This is a genomic window from Methylobacterium sp. Leaf104 (assembly GCF_001422885.1).
Classification (GTDB): Bacteria; Pseudomonadota; Alphaproteobacteria; order Rhizobiales; family Beijerinckiaceae; genus Methylobacterium.
Genome location: NZ_LMMZ01000038.1, coordinates 220,967 through 239,607, shown reverse-complemented (window position 1 = coordinate 239,607; position 18,641 = coordinate 220,967). Strand labels below are relative to the sequence as shown.

Below are 18,641 nucleotides of genomic sequence, written 5' to 3'. Positions count from 1 at the left end.
GCGGACGCGCAGGGTCCCGGGTTCTGGCGGGCCGGGTCCGGCGTTCAGGCCGGGAAGCGCGCGGCGCGGTCGTTCGGGGCCTCGAAGTCGAGGGCCGGCCCGAGGGGCACGATGCGGGTCGGGTTGATGGTCGGGTGGCTCTCGTAATAGTGCCGCTTGATATGGCTGAGGTTCACCGTCCGGGCGACCCCCGGCAGGGCGTAGAGGTCGCGCAGATAGTTCGACAGGTTGGGATAGTCGGCGATGCGCTGCCGATTGCACTTGAAGTGCCCGACATAGACGGCGTCGAACCGCACCAGGGTGGTGAACAGCCGGATGTCCGCCTCCGTCAGCCGGTCGCCGCAGAGGTAGCGCGCCGTGTCGAGGCGGGCCTCCAGGGCGTCGAGCTCGGTAAACAGCGCGGTGAAGGCCTCGGCATAGGCGTCCGGGTCGGTGGCGAAGCCCGCCTTGTAGACCCCGTTGTTCACGGCGTCGTAGACCCGGGCGTTGACCGCGTCGATCGCGTCCGCGAGGTCGGCCGGGTAGAGGTCCGGCCCGGCGCTCCCGAAGGCGCCGTCGAGCATGCGGATGATCTCGGCCGACTCGTTCGACACGATGGCGCCGCGCCGCCTGTCCCACAGCACCGGCACGGTGACGCGGCCGGTGAAGCCGGGATCGTTCTTCAGGTAGACCTCGTACAGGCGGGTCGCGCCGTTGACCGTGTCGGGCGTGGCGCCGGGTGACTCGCCGAAGACCCAGCCCTCCCGGCCCATGTGCGGATCGACCACCGAGACCGAGATCGCCTCCTCCAGGCCCTTCAGGGCGCGCACGATCAGGGTGCGGTGGGCCCAGGGGCAGGCCAGCGAGACGTAGAGGTGGTAGCGCCCGGCCTCGGCCGGAAACCCGCCCTCCCCGCTCGGACCGGGGGATCCGTCGGCGGTGATCCAGTTCCGGAACTTGGCGTCCGTGCGCTTGAAGCGGCCACCGGTCTCCTTGGTGTCGTACCAGGTATCCTGCCAGACGCCGTCGACGAGCAGCCCCATGATACATCCTTCCCGCGATCCCGATGCGCGGAAAGATGGGCGCTCAGGCCTCGGCGGACAGTCCCTCCGGTGCGGCGGCGGGCGCGGCGGCGTCGAGATGGACGCCCTTCTGGTAGGTCGCGATGTCGAAGGTGTCGTCGGGCAGGCGGGTGACGAAGCGCTCGGCCATCTCGAACACGAGGAGATCCGGCCGCACGCGCTCGACGTAGCCCCAGTCGATGCTCGACGACCAGACGAAGTGAACCTCGCGGAAGCTCTCGGCCAGGATGCCGGTGAGCATGATCGGCGCGAAATGCGCGTAGGAATCGCCGAACAGCACCAGGGTGCGCGGATCGACGTCCGGCCGCTCGTTCCGGAAGCAGACATGGGCGCCGACATGCAGGTCCGGGGCGCGGCCGGCGGCCTCGTAGGCGGCCACCAGCGGGCTCGCATAGGTCCGGTGGGCGTCGCGGTCGAGCACCGCGTGGCTCGCCGTCTCGATCGGCTTCTCCGGGATCTTCTCGCCCAGGTCGCGCACCCGGGTGGTCTCGTAGCGCTCGCGGGCGTCGAGATCGGCCGGGGGCACGGCGCCGCAGGCCCGCATCAGCACCCCGTAGGCGAGGCGGCAGCCCTCGTAGTTCCAGTGGGTGTCGGTGCGGTAGTAGAGCGGCACCGCGCCGTCGCGCGCGGCCCGCATCGGCGCCAGCAGGTCGACGTAGTGGGGGTTGTTGATCAGGCGCCGGGCCAGCACCCGGGTGGGCGCCCGGCGCGGATCGAAGCGCAGGTCCTGGGTCCGGTCGTCGTAGACCGACAGCTTCTCTGGCACGACGACGTGGACGTAGCGGATGCCGAGCGCCCGGGCCCGGGCGGCCCGCGCCTCGATGAGCCGGACCCAGCCGCGCAGGCGCCACCACCGGGACAGGGTGGCGCGGTACTGCTCGAGGACACCGTTCGTGCCTCCGATCAGGAAGAGCCAGCCTTCGCGCCCCACATGGACGATTTCCCGGTGTTTGCGCCGCATCGGGGCTCTCTAGCCGGCCCGGGCGGCCCTGAACAGGCCGGGCGGCGGGCCCGAGTCGCGGGTCCGGGTCCTGGACGCGCCTCCCACCCGCGCCATCTCCCCTGCCTCACGCCGGATCGGACCATGACAGACCGCACGCCCACGCCCGACCCGCTGATCCTCACGCTCGCGATGGATCCCGATACCTTCGCGCGGTTCGACGCCCTGCGCCGCCGGCACTTCCCGCAGGCGCTCAACCACATCCCCGCCCACGCGACCCTGTTCCACCACCTGCCCGGTCCCAACGAGCCCGGCATCGTCGAGACCCTGTCGGCGATGACCCGGACCCAGGCGCCCCCCGAGGTCGCGGTCACAGGCCTGCGCTTCATCGGGCGCGGCGTCGCCTTCGTGCTCGCCTCCGACGCCCTCTCGGCCTTCCGGGCGCGGCTCGCCGACGCCTTCGAGACCTCGAGCGAGGGTCTGACCGCGCAGGACCGGCAGGGCTGGCGCCCGCACGTCACGGTGCAGAACAAAGTCGATCCCGCCACCGCCCGCGCGCTCCACGCCGCGCTGGAGGCGGAGTTCGTGCCGTTCCGCTTCACCGCGCCCGGCCTGCTGCTCTGGCGCTACCTCGGCGGCCCCTGGGAGCGACGCGCCAGCTTCGCGTTCGGGTAGTGCCGAGCCCGCTCCGACGAAGGCCGCCCGGATGGAGGCCGCACGGATGGAGACCGCCCCGCCGATCCGCTATGCCGGGCCGATCCGGCTCCCCCAACGACGCATTCGCGAAGACGCCCGCATGAAAGCCCTGCCCTCCGGCTACCGCAACAACCCGCTCGTGACCCGGGCCAATGCCTTGCGCCTGGCCCTGCGCCTCAACGAGGTCGGCCCGGTCCTGGCGCTGCTGGCGGTGAGCCTCCTCGGCTACGGCTTCTTCGCCCTGGCCAACGAGGTCGGCGAGGGCTCGACCGAGGCGCTGGACCGCAAGGTCCTGCTGGCCCTGCGCAACCCGGCCGACCTCTCCGACCCGATCGGACCGCGCTGGCTCGAGGAGACCATGCGCGACATCACCGGACTCGGCAGCGTCTTCACCATCGTGTTCGTGACCACGGCGGCCTGCGCCTACCTGGCGATGACCGGGCGCCGGCGCATCGCCGTGTTCGTGATCGCCGCCATCGGCGGCGGCGAGATCGCCTCGACGGTGCTCAAGCTGTTCTACCACCGGCCCCGCCCCGACCTCGTGCCGCACGGGATGGAGGTGTTCACCGCGAGCTTCCCCAGCGGCCATGCGATGATGTCGGCCATCGCCTACCTCACCCTGGCGAGCCTGATCGCCCGCGTGGACCGGCAGCGCGGGGTGAAGATCCTCGTGCTCACCGTCGGCGTCTCGATGACGCTGCTGGTGGGCATCAGCCGGATCTATCTCGGGGTGCACTGGCCGAGCGACGTGGTCGCCGGCTGGTGCGTCGGGGCCGCCTGGGCCGCCCTGTGCTGGTTCGTGGCCCTCGTCCTGCAGCAGCGCGGGGAGGTCGAGGCCCCGACCCGGCATGGGGAGCCGGAGCGGACGCCTTAACCATAGCGTCGGATTTCGCGGCCCGTGCCGCCTGCGGAAGGGCACCGACCCCTCACAACCATGTTATCGAAGGATACAACCTCCGGAGATGACCCCATGTTTCTGGGACAGCAGGAACGGCGCGCCGGACAGCGGCTGCGGAGCCTCCTCGGCGCCGATATCCGCATCGCTTCCTTCGCTTCCGACACCGCCTGCCTGGTGCGCGACAGCGGTCCGGACGGTCTCCGTCTCGCCTTGAGCGACGGCGTGCCCCTGCCGGAGATCTTCGATCTCCACATCCGCAAGACCCAGGAGACGCGGGCGGTGCGCCTGATCTGGCGCGGCGACGACTGCGTCGGCGTCCGGTTCGTGCCGGACCCGCCCGCCGCGGTGCCGATCCCCATCGGCCTGATGCGCGACCTTCGGGCGGCGCACGCGGAGATCGCGTCGCTGCGGGCCCGCCTGGCCGCGCGGGGCGACGGGGCATGAGCGCCCCAGCGGTCCGGTGGCGCAGGCCCCGGCACCGCCGGAACCGCGTTTCTCGCCGTGACGTTCCCGAGGGAGTAGGCCGTCGGCTCCCCACCCGCGGCCCCTGTCCCGCCGGAACCGACAGCGAGCTTCATGACGGATGAAATCCCCCTCTCCCGCCGCAACCTCCTCCGCACGGGCAGCGCGACCCTGACCGGCCTCGCCCTCGGGGCGACGGGCGCGGGCGCGCAATCGGGGCCGCCGGGGCCCTCGGTCCCGGCCGATACCGGCGCGGTGCAGGGCGGCAAGGTGATGTTCCCGAACTGGCGCGGCCCCGGCGACCGGGCGCCCCCGCCGCCGCCCGCCCCGATGCCGCCGGGCCAGCGCGTCGGCTTCGCCATCGTGGGCCTCGGGCGCCTCAGCCTGGAGGAGATCCTGCCGGCCTTCGGCGAGGCGAAGCGGGCCCGCCCGGTCGCGCTGATGTCGGGCACCCCCGCCAAGGCGAAGCTCGTGGCCGAGCAGTACGGGATCGCGCCGGAGGCGGTCTACGGCTACGACGATTGGGACCGGCTGGCGCAGAACCCGGCGGTCCAGGCGGTCTACGTGGTGACGCCGAACGCGGTGCATCGCGGCGACGTCCTGGCGGCGGCCAAGGCCGGCAAGCACGTGCTCTGCGAGAAGCCGATGGCGGCCTCCTCGGCCGAGGCGCGGGACATGATCGCGGCCTGCGCGGCGGCCAAGGTCAAGCTGATGATCGCCTATCGCTGCCAGTACGAGCCCTACAACCGCGAGGTCGTGCGCCTCGCCCGCTCCGGGGAGGTCGGCCGGATGCGGATGATCCAGGCCTTCAACGGCCAGACCACCGGGCTGCCCCAGCAATGGCGCCTGAAGAAGGCCCTGGCCGGCGGCGGGGCCCTGCCGGATATCGGGCTCTACTGCCTCAACGGCGTGCGCGCGCTCACCGGCGAGGAGCCGGTCTCGGTGGAGGCCCAGATCCACTCGCCCGCGGGCAATCCGAAGTTCGGCGAGGTCGAGGAGACGGTCTCCTTCACCCTGCGCTTCCCCTCTCAGGTCATCGCCCAGTGCATGACGAGCTACGGGGTGCACGAGTCGCGCCGGCTCCAGGTCCACACCGACAGGGCGGACATCGACCTGCAGAACGCCTTCGCCTATCGGGGCCAGCGCCTGGTGGTGGCGCGGCCGGACGGGCAGGCGGAATCGCAGGACACGCGCATCCTGACGCAGAAGAACCAGTTCGCCCTGGAGATCGACCACATGGCCCGCTGCATCCAGGAGGATCGGCGCCCCCGCACCCCCGGCGAGGAGGGCCTGCAGGACCAGGTCCTGATGGAGGCGATCTACGAGGCGGCCCGCAGCGGCCGGCCCGTCACGGTCGGCCCGCCGCCGGACGCGCCGGGCGGCCTCGACGTCACCCGCGGTCCGGAGCTCGACGCCGCCAGCTGATCCCGCGCGCCGGGCAGTTGCCTGGGCGTCACGCAACCCGTCTAGTGTGCCACGGGGGCGGCACGGGACCGCCCTCGGATCGCCCGGACCCTTGACCCCATCGCCCCGCCCCTCTGCCCCGCGACGGCTCGGCGCCGCCGTCCTCGCGCTCATCGGCGTGCCGGCGGGTCCCGCCCTCGCCGAGACCCCGGCCGAGATCGCCGCGCGCCTCGCCCTGGAGGGACGCGCCATCGGCTCGCCGCGGGGTGCGGGCGGCGACCCCCAGACCTCGGTCGCCCAGTCCGTCACCTCGTCGCGTCCGTCCGCCAACCTCGACACCTCGATCCAGGACCAGCTCGGCCCCTTCGGCGACCCCTTCGGCTTCCGGGCCTTCCTGAAGGAACGTGGCGTCACCTACAGCCTGACCTATATCGGCGAGAGCCTCGGCAACGTCTCGGGCGGCCTGCGCCGGCGCGGCATCGCCGAGGGCCTGCTCGACCTCGAGATCGACGTGGACCTCGGTCCCCTCGTCGGCTGGACCGGGGGCGCGCTCCACACCAACCTGTTCCAGATCCACGGCGCCGGCCTGTCGCGCAGCGCGGTGGGCAACCTCATCACGGTCAGCGGCATCGAGGCCCTGCCGGCGTCGCGCATCTACGAGCTGTGGTTCGAGCAGAAGGTCTTCGGCGACCGGTTCGGCCTGAAATTCGGGCAGATCGCCGCCGACACCGAGTTCGCCGTGACCCAGACCGGCACGGTGTTCGTGAATTCCACCTTCGGCTGGCCCAACAACATGGCCGTGGTGATCCCGAGTGGCGGGCCGATCTATCCCCTCGCGGTGCCGGGCATGCGCGCGAAGGTCGTGCCCAACGCCAACCTGTCCTTCCAGGTCGGGCTGTTCGACGGCGATCCGGCCGGGCCGGTGCGCGGCGACGGCGCGTCCGACCCGCAGCGGCGCAACCGCACGGGGACCAACTTCCGCACGAACGACCCGCCCCTGGTGATCGCGGAGGCCTCCTACGCCTACAACATCGCGCCGGGCAGCACGGGCGAGGCCGGGACGGTGACGCTCGGCGGCTGGTACCATCTCGGCCGCTTCGACAGCCTGCGCTTCGACGGCGCCGGCACCTCCCTGGCCGCGCCGGAGAGCCGCGGCATCGCCCGCCGCTTCCGCGGACAGGCGGGCCTCTACGGCCTCATCGACCAGACCGTCTACCGCGAGCCCGACGACCCCAACGACGGCGCGAGCGTGTTCCTGCGCGCCTCCGCCTCGCCGGCCGACCGCAGCCTCGTCGACCTCTATGCCGACGTGGGTATCGCCTATAAGGGCCTGCTGCCCGGCCGATCCGACGACACCGTGGGCCTCGCCTTCGGCTATTCCCGGATCTCCGCCCAGGCACGCGGGCTCGACACCGATACGATCCTGGCGACCGGCGTCGCGACGCCCCGGCGCAGCAGCGAGGCGGTGCTGGAGGCGACCTACCAGGCGGTGCTCGGCCCCGGCGTCACCCTGCAGCCGGACGTCCAGTACGTGTTCCGGCCCGGCGGCGGCGTCCCCAACCCGCGCGACGCCAGCGGCGCGCGCATCCGCAACGCCGCGGTGTTCGGGCTGCGGGGGACCATCCGGTACTGAGGGCTACTCCGCCGCCGGCGTATGCAGGGACAGGAGGCGGGCCGTGCGGGCGTGATCCACGGCGCGGCCGCTCTCGGTGGCGCCCGCCCCGAGATTGCGCCGCTCGTCGTTGATCGCGGCGTGGACCGCGTCGATGGCGAGGATGAGGGCGCTCACGGTGCGGTTGTCGATGTTGCGCTCGCGGGCGTGCTGGACGACGTCGGCCACGAGGTCGTCGGTCTCGCGCACGAGGCCGTCGAGATCGGCCTTGCAGGTGGCGGCGCGCACCTCGCGCAGGATGTCGAGGAGCCGGTCGAGGACGATGTCGATGCGCTCGCGGCGCTTGCGGGCGAGGCGCTGGGCGATCCAGGCGACGCCGGAGCCGACGGTACCGCCGAAGAACGCCAGCAGGTAGATGTAGTCCTCGTAGCGCTCGAACATCGTCTGCTGTTCGCGCTCGAAGTAATCCACCGCGCCGGGATGGTTCGGCAGCCGGGCGCTGGTGGCCGCCACGGTGGAATCGAAGTCCGGCGCCTTCATCAGGTTGGCGATCGGCGCCAGGGGCGCCAGCTTCGAGCGCCACTCGAACAGGTGCTGGGTCACCGAGGCGACGGTGAAGCGGCTGACGCCCCCGCGGGCCATCAGCCGGTAGGACGCGCCCACCGTCTTCACGTCCTCGTCCGGGCGCTTGGGGCGGCCGCCGAAGGTGCCGGCCGGAATCGTCACGGACTGCAGCTCGGGCATCCGCTGGATGATCGCCCCGCCATCCGGCACCGCGACGAAGTTGATCTTCTTCTCGGCCGAAGCGGCCTCGACCGCGCGCACCGTCGAGATCGCCGCCTTCGAGGCCGGAGCGGCGATGACCGCCACCGCGTCGACCCGGCCCTCCGCGATGGCGCTCGTGACCTCCTGGGGCGTGAGCGGCACCAGGGCGACCCGGGCCGGGCCGAGGCCGCCCTCGGGCACCGGCTCGGCCGCCGTGTGGGCCGCGAAATCGTAGAAGGCGAGGAGGTTCGTCAGGAACGGCAGGTCGGCGGCGTGCCGCTCGACCACGCCGAGGCGCTTGCGCGCGAGGTCGGGGAAGTTCTCGATGCCGGCCGCCTCGGGGGCGGCGATCAGCAGGGCCTCGTCGTGCAGGATCGCCAGGGTGAGCCCGTTCTCGGGCAGGAGCACATCGGGCCGGACCACGGCGAGATCGGCCTTGTTGCGCTGGAGCGCCTCGGCGCTGTCGCGCACGTCGTCGTAGAAATTCAGTTTGAGGCGGACATCCTCGCGGCCCCGGGCGAGGGCCTGGGCATAGGTCTGCAGCAGAGTCGCCTCGGCGCCGTCCCGGGGGCCCACCGCCACGGTCAGCGTGGTCGGGCGCGACAGGTAGACCAGCATCCCCGCCACCACGGCGAAGCCGAGAGCCAGGAGGACGAGAAGCCACTCGCGTCTCACGAGAAAGGCCGGCATGGCAGGAACGAGCCTTTGTCCAGCGTGATCACCATATCTGCGAGACCGACCCCCGAACCCCGTCCGGATCGTGAAGAACCGATGACACCGCGAAACGTTGCGTCCCGCCGCCCCGCCGGAGCTGCCTCGGATGGCCGGGCCGAGGCGAAGCCGCCGCCGCCCGTCACGCCCGCCTATCTCGAACGGGCGGCCCTGCATTACCTCGAACGCTACAGCGCCTCCGTGGCGATGCTGCGGCAGACCCTGAAGCGGCGGGTCGACAAGCGCTGCCGCCTGCGCGGCGAGGATGCGGGCGCTTACGCCGAGGCGATCGAGGCCACGGTCGCCCGCGCGGTCGGCGCCGGCCTCGTGGACGACGCCCGCTTCACGGCCGGGCGTCTCGCGGCCCTGCGCCGGCGCGGCGCCTCCGCCCGCGCCCTGTCGGCCAAGCTCGCCGCCAAGGGCGTGTCGCGCGAGCAGGTGGCCAGCGCGATGGAGAACGAGCGGGAGACCGCGGACGAGGGCGTCGACCTAGAGGAGGAAGCGGCCCGGGCCTATGCCAGGCGGCGGCGCCTCGGCCCTTGGCGCAGGCCCGGGACCCGCGAGGCCCATCGTGACCGCGATCTCGCCGCCATGGCCCGCGCCGGCTTCCCTTACGGCCTCGGACGCCGGGTCATCGAGGTCGAGCCCGACACCGATCCGTTCGAGACGGACACGTGAGGTCGAGGCTCCGGGCTGCGACATCGCGGCGGCGGAGAAAGTCCGGATTCGCGCGCGAAAACTTGAACGAAACACGAACGAGGCGCATCTCTTCGTCATGGACGAAATGTTCGCCAAGAAGCTGCGCATCCTCGCCGATGCCGCCAAGTACGACGCCTCCTGCTCGTCCTCCGGGGCGCCGAAGCGCACGGCCGGCAAGGGCGAGCTCGGCTCGACCACGGGGGCCGGCATCTGCCACGCCTACACGCCGGACGGGCGCTGCATCTCGCTCCTGAAGATCCTGCTGACGAACTATTGCCTGTTCGACTGCGCCTACTGCGTCAATCGCCGCTCCTCCAACGTCCAGCGGGCGAAGTTCTCCGTCGAGGAGGTCGTGACCCTCACGGTGGAGTTCTACAAGCGCAACTACATCGAGGGGCTGTTCCTCTCCTCCGGCATCATCAAGTCGCCCGACCACACCATGGAATTGCTGACGCGGGTGGCCAAGTCCCTGCGGCGCGACCACGGCTTTCGCGGCTACATCCACCTGAAGTCGATTCCGGAAGCGAGCCCCTGGCTGATCGAGGAGGCGGGCCTCTACGCCGACCGGCTCTCGATCAACGTCGAGTTGCCCACCGAGGCGAGCCTGGAGCGCCTGGCGCCCGAGAAGGACGGCGCCGTCATCCAGCACGCCATCGCGCAGATCGGCGAGCGGATCGTCGAGGCCAAGGCCGAGAAGCGCCGGTTCTCGCCCGCCGGGCAGTCGACGCAGGTCATCGTCGGAGCCGACGCCACCACCGACGAGGCGCTGATCCGCAAGAGTGCGCTCCTCTACGGCTCCTACAACCTCAAGCGGGTCTACTACTCGGCCTTCAGCCCGATTCCGGACGGCTCGACCATCCTGCCGCTGACATCGCCGCCGCTCCAGCGCGAGCACCGCCTGTACCAGGGCGACTGGTTGCTCCGCTATTACGCCTTCACGCCGGACGACGTCGCGGACGCCACCGAGGACGGGATGCTGTCCCTCGACATCGACCCGAAGCTGGCCTGGGCGCTGAAGCACCGCCACCGCTTCCCCGTCGACGTGAACGCCGCCGACCGCGAGGCGCTGCTGCGGGTGCCGGGGCTCGGTGCGCGGGCGGTGGACAAGATCATCCGGGCGCGCCGGCATACGCGCCTGCGCCTCGACGACGTCGCGCGGCTGACCTCGGCCCTGAAGCGGGCGCGGCCCTTCCTCATCGCGGCCGATTATCACCCGGCCGGCGGGCTCACCGACCGCCTCGACCTGCGGGCGCGCCTGGCCGACCCGCCGCAGCAGCTGAGCCTGTTCTGAGATGGGCGTGCCGCCCCCAGGTCTTCCCCCCTGCGCGGAAGGGGCAGGGTCATGTTCCGGTACGCTCGAGGCCGTCGACCTCTCCCTGGGCGCCGACCTCGACGGCTTCCGTGCCGCCGCGCGTCGCCTCGCCGGCCGGCGCGTCCCCCCCGAGCGGGTCCTGTGGTCCATCGGCGAGGCGCCGGGATTGTTCGGGACCCCGACGCCGTCCCCTGACGACGAGGCGCCTCTGAGCCTGCCGCGCGGGGTGGGCGCGATGGTCGCCCGGGTGGTGCTCCACCGCGATCCCGAGCGCTATGCCCTGCTCTACGAGCTGATCTGGCGCAGCCTGCACGGCGAGCGCCGGCTGCTGGAGGTGTCGAGCGACCCGCTGGTCCATCGCCTGGAGCGGATGGCCAAGGCCATCGCCCGCGACCTGCACAAGATGCACGCCTTCCTGCGCTTCCGGCGGGTCGAGGCGCGCGAGCCCGAGCGCTTCGTCGCCTGGTTCGAGCCCGACCACCACATCCTGGGTGCCGCCGCGCCGTTCTTCGTCGAGCGCTTCCGCAGCCTGCACTGGACCATCCTGACGCCGGAGGCCTCCGCCCGCTGGGACGGCACGCGGCTGACCTACGGACCGCCGGGGCGACGCGAGGACGCACCGGCCCAGGACGGCTTCGAGGCGGGTTGGCGCGATTACTACGAGAGCACCTTCAACCCCGCCCGGACCAACCTGTCCGCGATGCGGGCGGAGATGCCGAAGAAGTACTGGCGCAACATGCCGGAGACCGCCGCCATCCCGGGCCTCGTCCGGCAGGCGGCGGCGCGCACGGGCGCCATGATCGAGAGGGAGCCGCAGATGCCCGTCAAGCGCAACCCCGCCCGCGCCGTCGCGGCCATGGCCGATCAGGCCCCGGATTCGCTGGAGGCGCTGAACGCCATCATCCGCCGTTCGGAGCCGCTCGTGCCCGGCGCGACCCAGGCCGTCCTCGGCGAGGGACCGGTGGGGGCGACCATCGCCTTCGTGGGCGAGCAGCCGGGCGACCAGGAGGACCGCCAGGGGCGCCCCTTCGTCGGTCCCGCCGGGCAGCTTCTGTCGCGGGCGCTGGAGGAGGCCGGGATCGCCCGGGGCGAGGCCTACCTCACCAATGCGGTCAAGCACTTCAAGTTCGAGGAGCGAGGCAAGCGCCGCATTCACCAGAAGCCCACCGCCGGCGAAGTCAGCCACTATCGCTGGTGGCTCGACCGGGAACTCGACTTCGTCGCGCCCAGGCTCGTGGTGGCGCTCGGCGCCACCGCCGTGCTGGCGCTAACGGGCAAGCAGATCCCGATCACCCGGGCGCGGGGGCCGGCGCAGTTCGAAAAGCCCTATGCGGGCTTCATCACCGTGCACCCGTCCTACCTGCTGCGCCTGCCGGACGAGGCGAAGGCGGAGGCCTATGCGGCCTTCGTGGCGGATCTCCGCCGCGTCCACGACCTCGGGCGCTCCCTGGCCGCCTGACGCGTCACGCCTCCTCTTCCTTGTGGGGGCGCAGCTCCGGCGTGCCCTGATCGATCTCGGTCTCGATCGGCGCGGAACGGCTCTCGACCCGGGTGCTGTCGACGAAGATGCGGGCCTCGCCCTCCTTCAGGCCGAGGCTGCGCAGGGCATAGAGGGTCATGCCGAAGGCCAGCTCCCGCTCGGCCATCAGCACGAGGCCGACGCCCTGCTCCTCGAAGTGGCGGCGCTCGCCGTCGTTGTGGGTGCGCACCAGGGTGTCGATGCCCGGGTGGATCTCCCGGGCGAGCTCGACGATGCGCCGCGCCGTGTGCGCCTCCGGCGTCGCCACCACGATCAGCCGGGCCTGGGCGATGTCGGCGGCCTGGAGGATGCCCGGTGCGGTGGCGTCGCCGAACACCGCTTCGACGCCCTCCTGGCGCAGGTCCAGCACCCGGCGGCGGTCGCGGTCGAGGACGAGGTAGGGCAGATCCCAGGCCTTCAGCGCCTTGCCGATGGTGCTGCCGACCCGGCCGTAGCCGACGATGATCGCGTGGCCGCGATGGGGCGGGCTCTCGGTGGCGACCGCCAGCGCCTCGGCGCCCTTGCGCTCGAAGCGGGCGGCGAGGCGGGGGCGCTCGGCGACCTTGCGCCCGACCCAGTCGGTCAGCGCGAAGAAGAGCGGGTTCAGGGTGATCGACAGGATGGCGCCGCCGAGGATGAGGTCGCGCCCCTCCTCCGGCAGGAGCTTCAGGGACAGGCCGAGGCTGACGAGGATGAACGAGAACTCGCCGATCTGGGCGAGGCTCGCCGCGATGGTGAGCGCGGTGCCGAGCGGATGCTTGAACGCGAGGACGATCGCCACCGCCGCCAGCGACTTGCCGATGAGGATGACACCGAGCACCGCCAGCACCGAGAGCGGCTCGCGGATCAGGATGCCGGGGTCGAACAGCATGCCGACCGAGACGAAGAACAGCACCGCGAAGGCGTCCTGCAGGGGCAGGGAATCGGCCGCCGCCTGATGGCTGAGGTCGGATTCGGCGAGCACCATGCCGGCGAAGAAGGCGCCGAGCGCGAAGGAGACGCCGAAGAGTTCCGCCGAGCCGAAGGCGATGCCGAGCGCCAGCGCCAGCACCGCCAGGGTGAAGAGTTCGCGCGAGCCCGTGCGCGCCGCCTGATCGAGGAGCCAGGGTACGAAACGGCGCCCGCCCACCAGCATCACGGCGGTGAAGACGCCCACCTTGGCGAAGGTCAGGCCGAGGGTGAGCCAGATGTTGCCGTCCCCCGCATGGTGCGCGGCGCCGTCGCCCTGCCCGCCGAGGGACGGCGCCAGCGCGGGGAGCAGCACGAGGGCGAGCACCATCGCGAGGTCCTCGACGATGAGCCAGCCGACGGCGATGCGGCCCTTGTCGCTGTCGAGGAGCCGGCGCTCCTCCAGCGCCCGCAGCAGCACCACCGTGCTCGCCACCGACAGGGCGAGGCCGAAGACCAGGCCGGCCCCGAGGCCCCAGCCCCAGGCCAGCGCCAGGGCGCCGCCCATGGCCGTGGCCGCCACGATCTGCACGACGGCGCCCGGCAGCGCGATGGTGCGCACCGCCATCAGGTCCTTGATCGAGAAGTGCAGGCCGACGCCGAACATCAGCAGGATCACGCCGATCTCGGCGAGCTGGCCGGCGAGCTGGCTGTTCCCGACGAAGCCCGGCGTGTAGGGGCCGACGAGGACGCCCGCCAGGAGGTAGCCGACGAGGGGCGGCAGGCGCAGGCGCTGCGCCAGCATTCCGCAGACGAAGGCAAGCACGAGGCCGAGGGCGATGATGGCGATCAGCTCTGTCGCGTGCGGCACGGGTCGGAGATCTCCGGGTCGAGGGGAAGGGCTCTCAGGGCCGTGCCGCGTGACGCCCGCGGGGGCAAGTCGCGATCGGCCCTCACGTCCACGATGCGCCCGGAATTCCGCGTCCCGGATCGCTCCACGTGCCGCGACGCACAACGTCGGCAGGCGGACCGGAGTTTCGCGGAATAAGTTCGCCGGCCCCGGCGCAGCCCGTCCGCTCGCTTTTCCGTGAGCGGCCAGGAAACACTTTGCCGCCGGGCCGTGTTGCTGAAGGAACGCTTGGTGCGTCGAGACATACCGGCGTCACGTCCCGGCGTCACCTCGCGATGACGATTCCTGCGGCGGAACGGACGATCGATGACAACACAGAACGAGCGTTCGGCCGCACGAGACCCCGCCGAGACCAGGAATTCCACCCTCTGGACCGTCGCCCTCGCCACCGCGCTCCTCGGCTTCGTCGCGCTCCCGCGCCGGACGGGCGGATCGTCGCCGGCCCGGGCGATGCCGAGGGATCCGACCCGCCGGCCCTCCCCGTCCCATGCCGGTCCCGAGGCCCGCCGGGTGGCCGACAGCGAGCCCGAGCGCGGCCGCAAGGCGCGCACGCCGTCCGAGATCCCGGCCAAGGGCTGGAAGGACATCGGCCTGCGGGTGTTCCACGACGTCTCGGAGAACAACATCGTCTCGGTCGCCGCCGGGGTGACCTTCTACGTGCTCCTGGCGATCTTCCCGGCCATCGCGGCCCTGGTCTCGTGCTACGGGCTCGTGGCGGATGTGGCCACCATCAACGAGCACCTGCAGAGCCTGCAGGGAGTCGTTCCCTCCGGGGCCCTCGAGATCATCGGCGAGCAGGTCAAGCGCATCGCCGCCAAGGGCGACACCACCCTGGGCCTGACCTTCTTCACCGGCATCGTCCTGTCGCTGTGGAGCGCCAACGGGGGCATGAAGGCGGTCTTCTCGGCCCTCAACATCGTCTACGAGGAGCGCGAGACGCGCAGCTTCCTCTGGCTCAACCTGCGCTCGCTCGCCTTCACGGCCGGCGCACTCCTGTTCATCATCCTGGCGCTGGTCGGCATCGTGGTGGTGCCGGCGGCCATCGCCATCGTGGGCCTGAGCGCCGAGGCCTGGTACATCGCCCTACTGCGCTGGCCGGTGCTGCTCCTGGCCGTGCTCGGCGGCCTCGCCCTGCTCTACCGCTACGGCCCGAGCCGCGATGCGCCGCGCTGGCGCTGGGTGACCTGGGGCAGCGCGATCGCGGCCGTGGCCTGGCTCGCCACCTCGCTGGGCTTCTCCTGGTACGTCTCCAATTTCGGCAAGTACAACGAGACCTACGGCTCGCTGGGCGCCGTGATCGGCTTCATGACCTGGATCTGGATCTCGACCACGATCGTGCTCATCGGCGCCGAGATCAACGCCGAGATGGAGCACCAGACCGAGGCCGACACGACGCGCGGGCCGGAGCAGCCCCTGGGCACCCGCGACGCCCGGATGGCCGATACGGTAGGGGCTGCGACCTGAAGCGCCCGGGAGAGACCGCTCACGCCCTTAACAGGCGTAGCGCTTCTCAGAGGGTCGCTTTAGACAGAAGCCCCTTTCCCAAGGATCCGTGACCTCCGCATGACCGCCGAGACGATCTCCGAGCAGAAGCCCGTCGGCCCCGGCGATCAGATCATCCTGGTCGACGGCTCGTCGTTCATCTTCCGGGCCTACTTCCAGTCGATCAACCAGGACCAGAAGTACAACACCCGGCCCTCGGACGGCCTGCCCACCGGGGCGGTGCGGCTGTTCTGCACCAAGATCGCCCAGTTCGTGCAGGAGGGGGCGGCCGGCGTGATGCCGACGCACCTGGCCATCGTGTTCGACAAGTCGGAGGGCTCGTTCCGCAAGGAGCTGTTTCCCGACTACAAGGGCCACCGGCCCGACGCGCCGGACGACCTCAAGCGGCAGATGCCATTGATGCGCGACGCCGTGCGGGCCTTCGGCCTGCAGCCGATCGAGCTGATCCGCTACGAGGCCGACGACCTCATCGCCACCTATTCGCGCCAGGCCGAGGCGCGGGGAGCCGGCGTCATCATCGTCTCCTCCGACAAGGACCTGATGCAGCTCGTCGGACCCCTGGTGCGGTTCTACGACTTCGAATCCGGCGCCAAGGGCAAGCCCGGCTACCGGCCGGAGCGCAACCTCGACCGCGAGGCGATCATCGCCAAGTGGGAGGGCCTGACCCCCGAGCAGATCGGCGACGCCCTGGCGCTCATCGGCGACACCTCGGACAACGTGCCGGGCGTGCCCGGCATCGGCTTGAAGACCGCCGCGGCCCTGATCAAGGAATACGGCAGCCTCGACGCCCTGCTGGAGCGGGCCGCCGAGATCAAGCAGCCCAAGCGCCGCGAGACCCTGCTCGCCAGCATCGACCAGGCCCGGCTCTCGCGAAGGCTCGTGGCGCTGGAGGAGAACGTGCCGGTTCCGATCCCGCTGGACGACCTGCGCCTGCCCAAGCCCGACCCCCAGAAGCTCGTCGGCTTCCTCAAGGCGATGGAGTTCAACACGCTGACCCGGCGCATCGCCCAGATGCTCCACGTCGACCCGGAGGCAGTGCAGCCCGACCCGGCGCTGTTGCCGAACCGCGAGCCCGCGCCCGACGCGCCGTTCTTTCCCGACGCGCATGGGGATCCCGTGCCCGTCGATCCCGAGACCGCGTCCGGCGCCCCGAACGGCGAGGTCGACCCCTTCGCCGATCTCGGCCTGACCGACGTCGCGCCCAAGCCCCGCGGCCCCTCGGAGCCGACGCCCGCCGGCCTCGTGGCGGCGCGGGCGGCGGAATCGGTCAAGCCCTTCGACACGGCCGCCTACGAGACGATCGGGTCGGTGGAGCAGCTCGACGCCTGGATCGCCGAGGCCGAGGAGGCCGGCGTGATCGCGGTCGACACCGAGACGGATTCGCTCGATGCCAACACCGCCAACCTCGTCGGCGTCTCCCTCTGCGTGGCGCCGGGCCGGGCGGCCTACATCCCCCTCAGGCATGTCGAGCCCGTGAAGGGTGCCGACGGCGACCTGTTCGGCGATGCCAAGGCGGCGACGGACGCGTTCCAGCCGGCAGCCGGCCAGCTCGACGCGAAGGTGGTCATCGCGCGCCTGAAGCCGCTCCTGGAGAATCCGGGGGTGCTCAAGGTCGGGCAGAACCTGAAATACGACCTCGCCGTGCTGTCGCGGTCCGGCATCCGCGTGGCGCCCTTCGACGACACCATGCTGATCTCCTACGTGCTCGATGCCGGCAAGGGCGGACACGGCATGGACGAGCTCGCCCGCCGCCATCTCGGCCACCAGCCCATCACCTTCTCGGATGTCGCCGGCACGGGTCGGGCCAAGATCACCTTCGACCGGGTGGCCCTGGACAAGGCCACCGCCTACGCGGCCGAGGATGCAGACGTGACTCTGCGCCTGTGGCGGATGATGAAGCCGCGCCTAGTGGCCGAGCATCGCGTCGCGGTCTACGAGACTCTGGAGCGCCCGCTGGTCCCGGTCGTCGCGCGCATGGAGGCGGCGGGCATCCGCGTCGACCGCAACATGCTGAGCCGGCTCTCGGGCGACTTCTCGCAGATCCTGGTGCGCCTGGAAGAAGAGATCCAGGAGGATGCGGGCGAAAAATTCCAGGTCTCGTCCCCGAAGCAGATCGGCGACATCCTGTTCGGCAAGATGGGCCTGCCCGGCGCCAAGAAGACGCCCTCGGGCCAGTGGGCGACGCCCGCGACCCTGCTGGAGGAGCTGGCCCAGGCCGGGCACCCGCTGCCGAAGAAGATCCTCGAATGGCGCCAGCTCGCCAAGCTGAAATCCACCTACACGGATTCGCTGCAGCAGCATGCCGACCGCGAGACCGACCGGGTCCACACCTCGTTCTCCCTGGCCGCCACCACCACCGGCCGGCTCTCCTCCTCCGAGCCGAACCTCCAGAACATCCCGATCCGCACGGAGGAAGGCCGCCGCATCCGCCGCGCCTTCGTGGCGGCCGAGGGCAACCGCCTGATCTCGGCCGATTACAGCCAGATCGAGCTGCGCCTGCTGGCGCACATCGCCGACATCCCGCAGTTGCGCCAGGCCTTCGCGGACGGCATCGACATCCACGCGGCCACCGCCAGCGCGATGTTCGGCGTGCCGCTCGCCGAGATGACGCCGGACCTGCGCCGGCGGGCCAAGACCATCAACTTCGGCATCATCTACGGCATCTCGGCCTTCGGCCTCGCCGATCGCCTCGGCATCGGCCGCGAGGAGGCCTCCGCCTTCATCAAGCAGTATTTCGAGCGCTTCCCCGGCATCCGCGCCTATATCGACGACACCAAGCGCCGCTGCCGGGACCTCGGCTACGTCACCACCCTGTTCGGCCGGGTCTGCCATTATCCGCAGATCCGCTCGAACAACCCGAACGAGCGCGCGAGCGTCGAGCGCCAGGCCATCAACGCCCCGATCCAGGGCTCGGCCGCCGACATCATCCGCCGGGCGATGATCCGCATAGAGGAAGCGCTGCGGGCCGAGCGCCTCAACGTGCGCATGCTCCTGCAGGTGCACGACGAGCTCGTGTTCGAGGCGCCCGAGGACGAGGTGGCGAAGGCCCTGCCGGTGATCACCCGCATCATGGTCGACGCCCCCGCCCCCGCCCTGACCCTGAAGGTGCCGCTGGTGGTCGAGGCCCGCGCCGCCCTGAACTGGGAGGAGGCGCATTGAAGCGTGCTGGTGCGGTGCGCACTCAACCTTCGAAAGTCAGATCGTCGCCGATCAGGAAACTCCGCCCGTTCCTGGGGACGGGAAATCCATAACCCGCACCTT

At 71.3% G+C, this 18,641-nt stretch carries 14 protein-coding genes; 10 read left to right on the top strand and 4 right to left on the bottom strand.

The window, feature by feature from the left end:
* Positions 1–44: 44 nt before the first annotated feature.
* On the bottom strand, positions 45–1,022 hold the full coding sequence (locus ASF49_RS19500) for a glutathione S-transferase family protein (protein ID WP_056476964.1): 978 nt from the start codon (positions 1,020–1,022) through the stop codon (positions 45–47).
* Positions 1,023–1,065: 43 nt separating this feature from the next.
* Entirely contained in the window at positions 1,066–2,022 is a 957-nt protein-coding gene (locus ASF49_RS19495) for an alginate O-acetyltransferase AlgX-related protein (RefSeq protein ID WP_056476959.1), read from the bottom strand.
* Positions 2,023–2,145: 123 nt separating this feature from the next.
* On the opposite strand from ASF49_RS19495, the gene ASF49_RS19490 reads away from it, so the two are divergent.
* From ASF49_RS19490 to ASF49_RS19470, 5 genes are all read left to right on the top strand, one after another.
* Positions 2,146–2,676, top strand: a complete 531-nt coding sequence (locus ASF49_RS19490) for a 2'-5' RNA ligase family protein (protein WP_056476958.1) — start codon at positions 2,146–2,148, stop codon at positions 2,674–2,676.
* A gap of 121 nt (positions 2,677–2,797) precedes the next feature.
* Positions 2,798–3,571 (top strand): phosphatase PAP2 family protein, encoded by a 774-nt coding sequence (locus ASF49_RS19485; protein ID WP_056477116.1) that lies wholly within the window; start codon positions 2,798–2,800, stop codon positions 3,569–3,571.
* A gap of 96 nt (positions 3,572–3,667) precedes the next feature.
* Entirely contained in the window at positions 3,668–4,039 is a 372-nt protein-coding gene (locus ASF49_RS19480) for a hypothetical protein (RefSeq protein WP_056476956.1), read from the top strand.
* Between the two features lie 132 nt (positions 4,040–4,171).
* Positions 4,172–5,482 (top strand): Gfo/Idh/MocA family protein, encoded by a 1,311-nt coding sequence (locus ASF49_RS19475; protein WP_056476954.1) that lies wholly within the window; start codon positions 4,172–4,174, stop codon positions 5,480–5,482.
* A 91-nt stretch (positions 5,483–5,573) separates the two neighbouring features.
* Positions 5,574–7,094, top strand: coding sequence for a carbohydrate porin (locus tag ASF49_RS19470; protein WP_056476952.1), 1,521 nt, complete (start codon positions 5,574–5,576; stop codon positions 7,092–7,094).
* Between the two features lie 3 nt (positions 7,095–7,097).
* Here the strand turns inward: ASF49_RS19470 and ASF49_RS19465 are convergent, their stop codons facing one another.
* Positions 7,098–8,528, bottom strand: coding sequence for a TAXI family TRAP transporter solute-binding subunit (locus ASF49_RS19465; protein WP_056476949.1), 1,431 nt, complete (start codon positions 8,526–8,528; stop codon positions 7,098–7,100).
* An 81-nt stretch (positions 8,529–8,609) separates the two neighbouring features.
* On the opposite strand from ASF49_RS19465, the gene ASF49_RS19460 reads away from it, so the two are divergent.
* From ASF49_RS19460 to ASF49_RS19450, 3 genes are all read left to right on the top strand, one after another.
* Positions 8,610–9,227 (top strand): regulatory protein RecX, encoded by a 618-nt coding sequence (locus tag ASF49_RS19460; RefSeq protein ID WP_056476943.1) that lies wholly within the window; start codon positions 8,610–8,612, stop codon positions 9,225–9,227.
* A gap of 97 nt (positions 9,228–9,324) precedes the next feature.
* The gene (locus ASF49_RS19455; RefSeq protein ID WP_056476936.1) at positions 9,325–10,539 is read left to right on the top strand and encodes a putative DNA modification/repair radical SAM protein; all 1,215 of its coding nucleotides are present in this window, start codon (positions 9,325–9,327) and stop codon (positions 10,537–10,539) included.
* Position 10,540: 1 nt separating this feature from the next.
* On the top strand, positions 10,541–12,019 hold the full coding sequence (locus ASF49_RS19450) for a UdgX family uracil-DNA binding protein (protein ID WP_056476933.1): 1,479 nt from the start codon (positions 10,541–10,543) through the stop codon (positions 12,017–12,019).
* A gap of 4 nt (positions 12,020–12,023) precedes the next feature.
* Here ASF49_RS19450 and ybaL read toward each other — a convergent pair whose 3' ends face one another.
* Positions 12,024–13,838: a YbaL family putative K(+) efflux transporter gene (ybaL, locus tag ASF49_RS19445; protein WP_056476931.1), complete on the bottom strand. Its 1,815-nt coding sequence runs from the start codon at positions 13,836–13,838 to the stop codon at positions 12,024–12,026.
* A gap of 345 nt (positions 13,839–14,183) precedes the next feature.
* On the opposite strand from ybaL, the gene ASF49_RS19440 reads away from it, so the two are divergent.
* Both ASF49_RS19440 and polA read left to right on the top strand, forming a co-directional pair.
* Complete coding sequence (locus tag ASF49_RS19440; RefSeq protein ID WP_056476928.1) at positions 14,184–15,341, top strand: YihY/virulence factor BrkB family protein; 1,158 nt, start codon at positions 14,184–14,186, stop codon at positions 15,339–15,341.
* 99 nt (positions 15,342–15,440) lie between these two features.
* Positions 15,441–18,539 (top strand): DNA polymerase I, encoded by a 3,099-nt coding sequence (gene polA / locus ASF49_RS19435; protein WP_056476925.1) that lies wholly within the window; start codon positions 15,441–15,443, stop codon positions 18,537–18,539.
* The last annotated feature ends 102 nt before the right edge of the window (positions 18,540–18,641 follow it).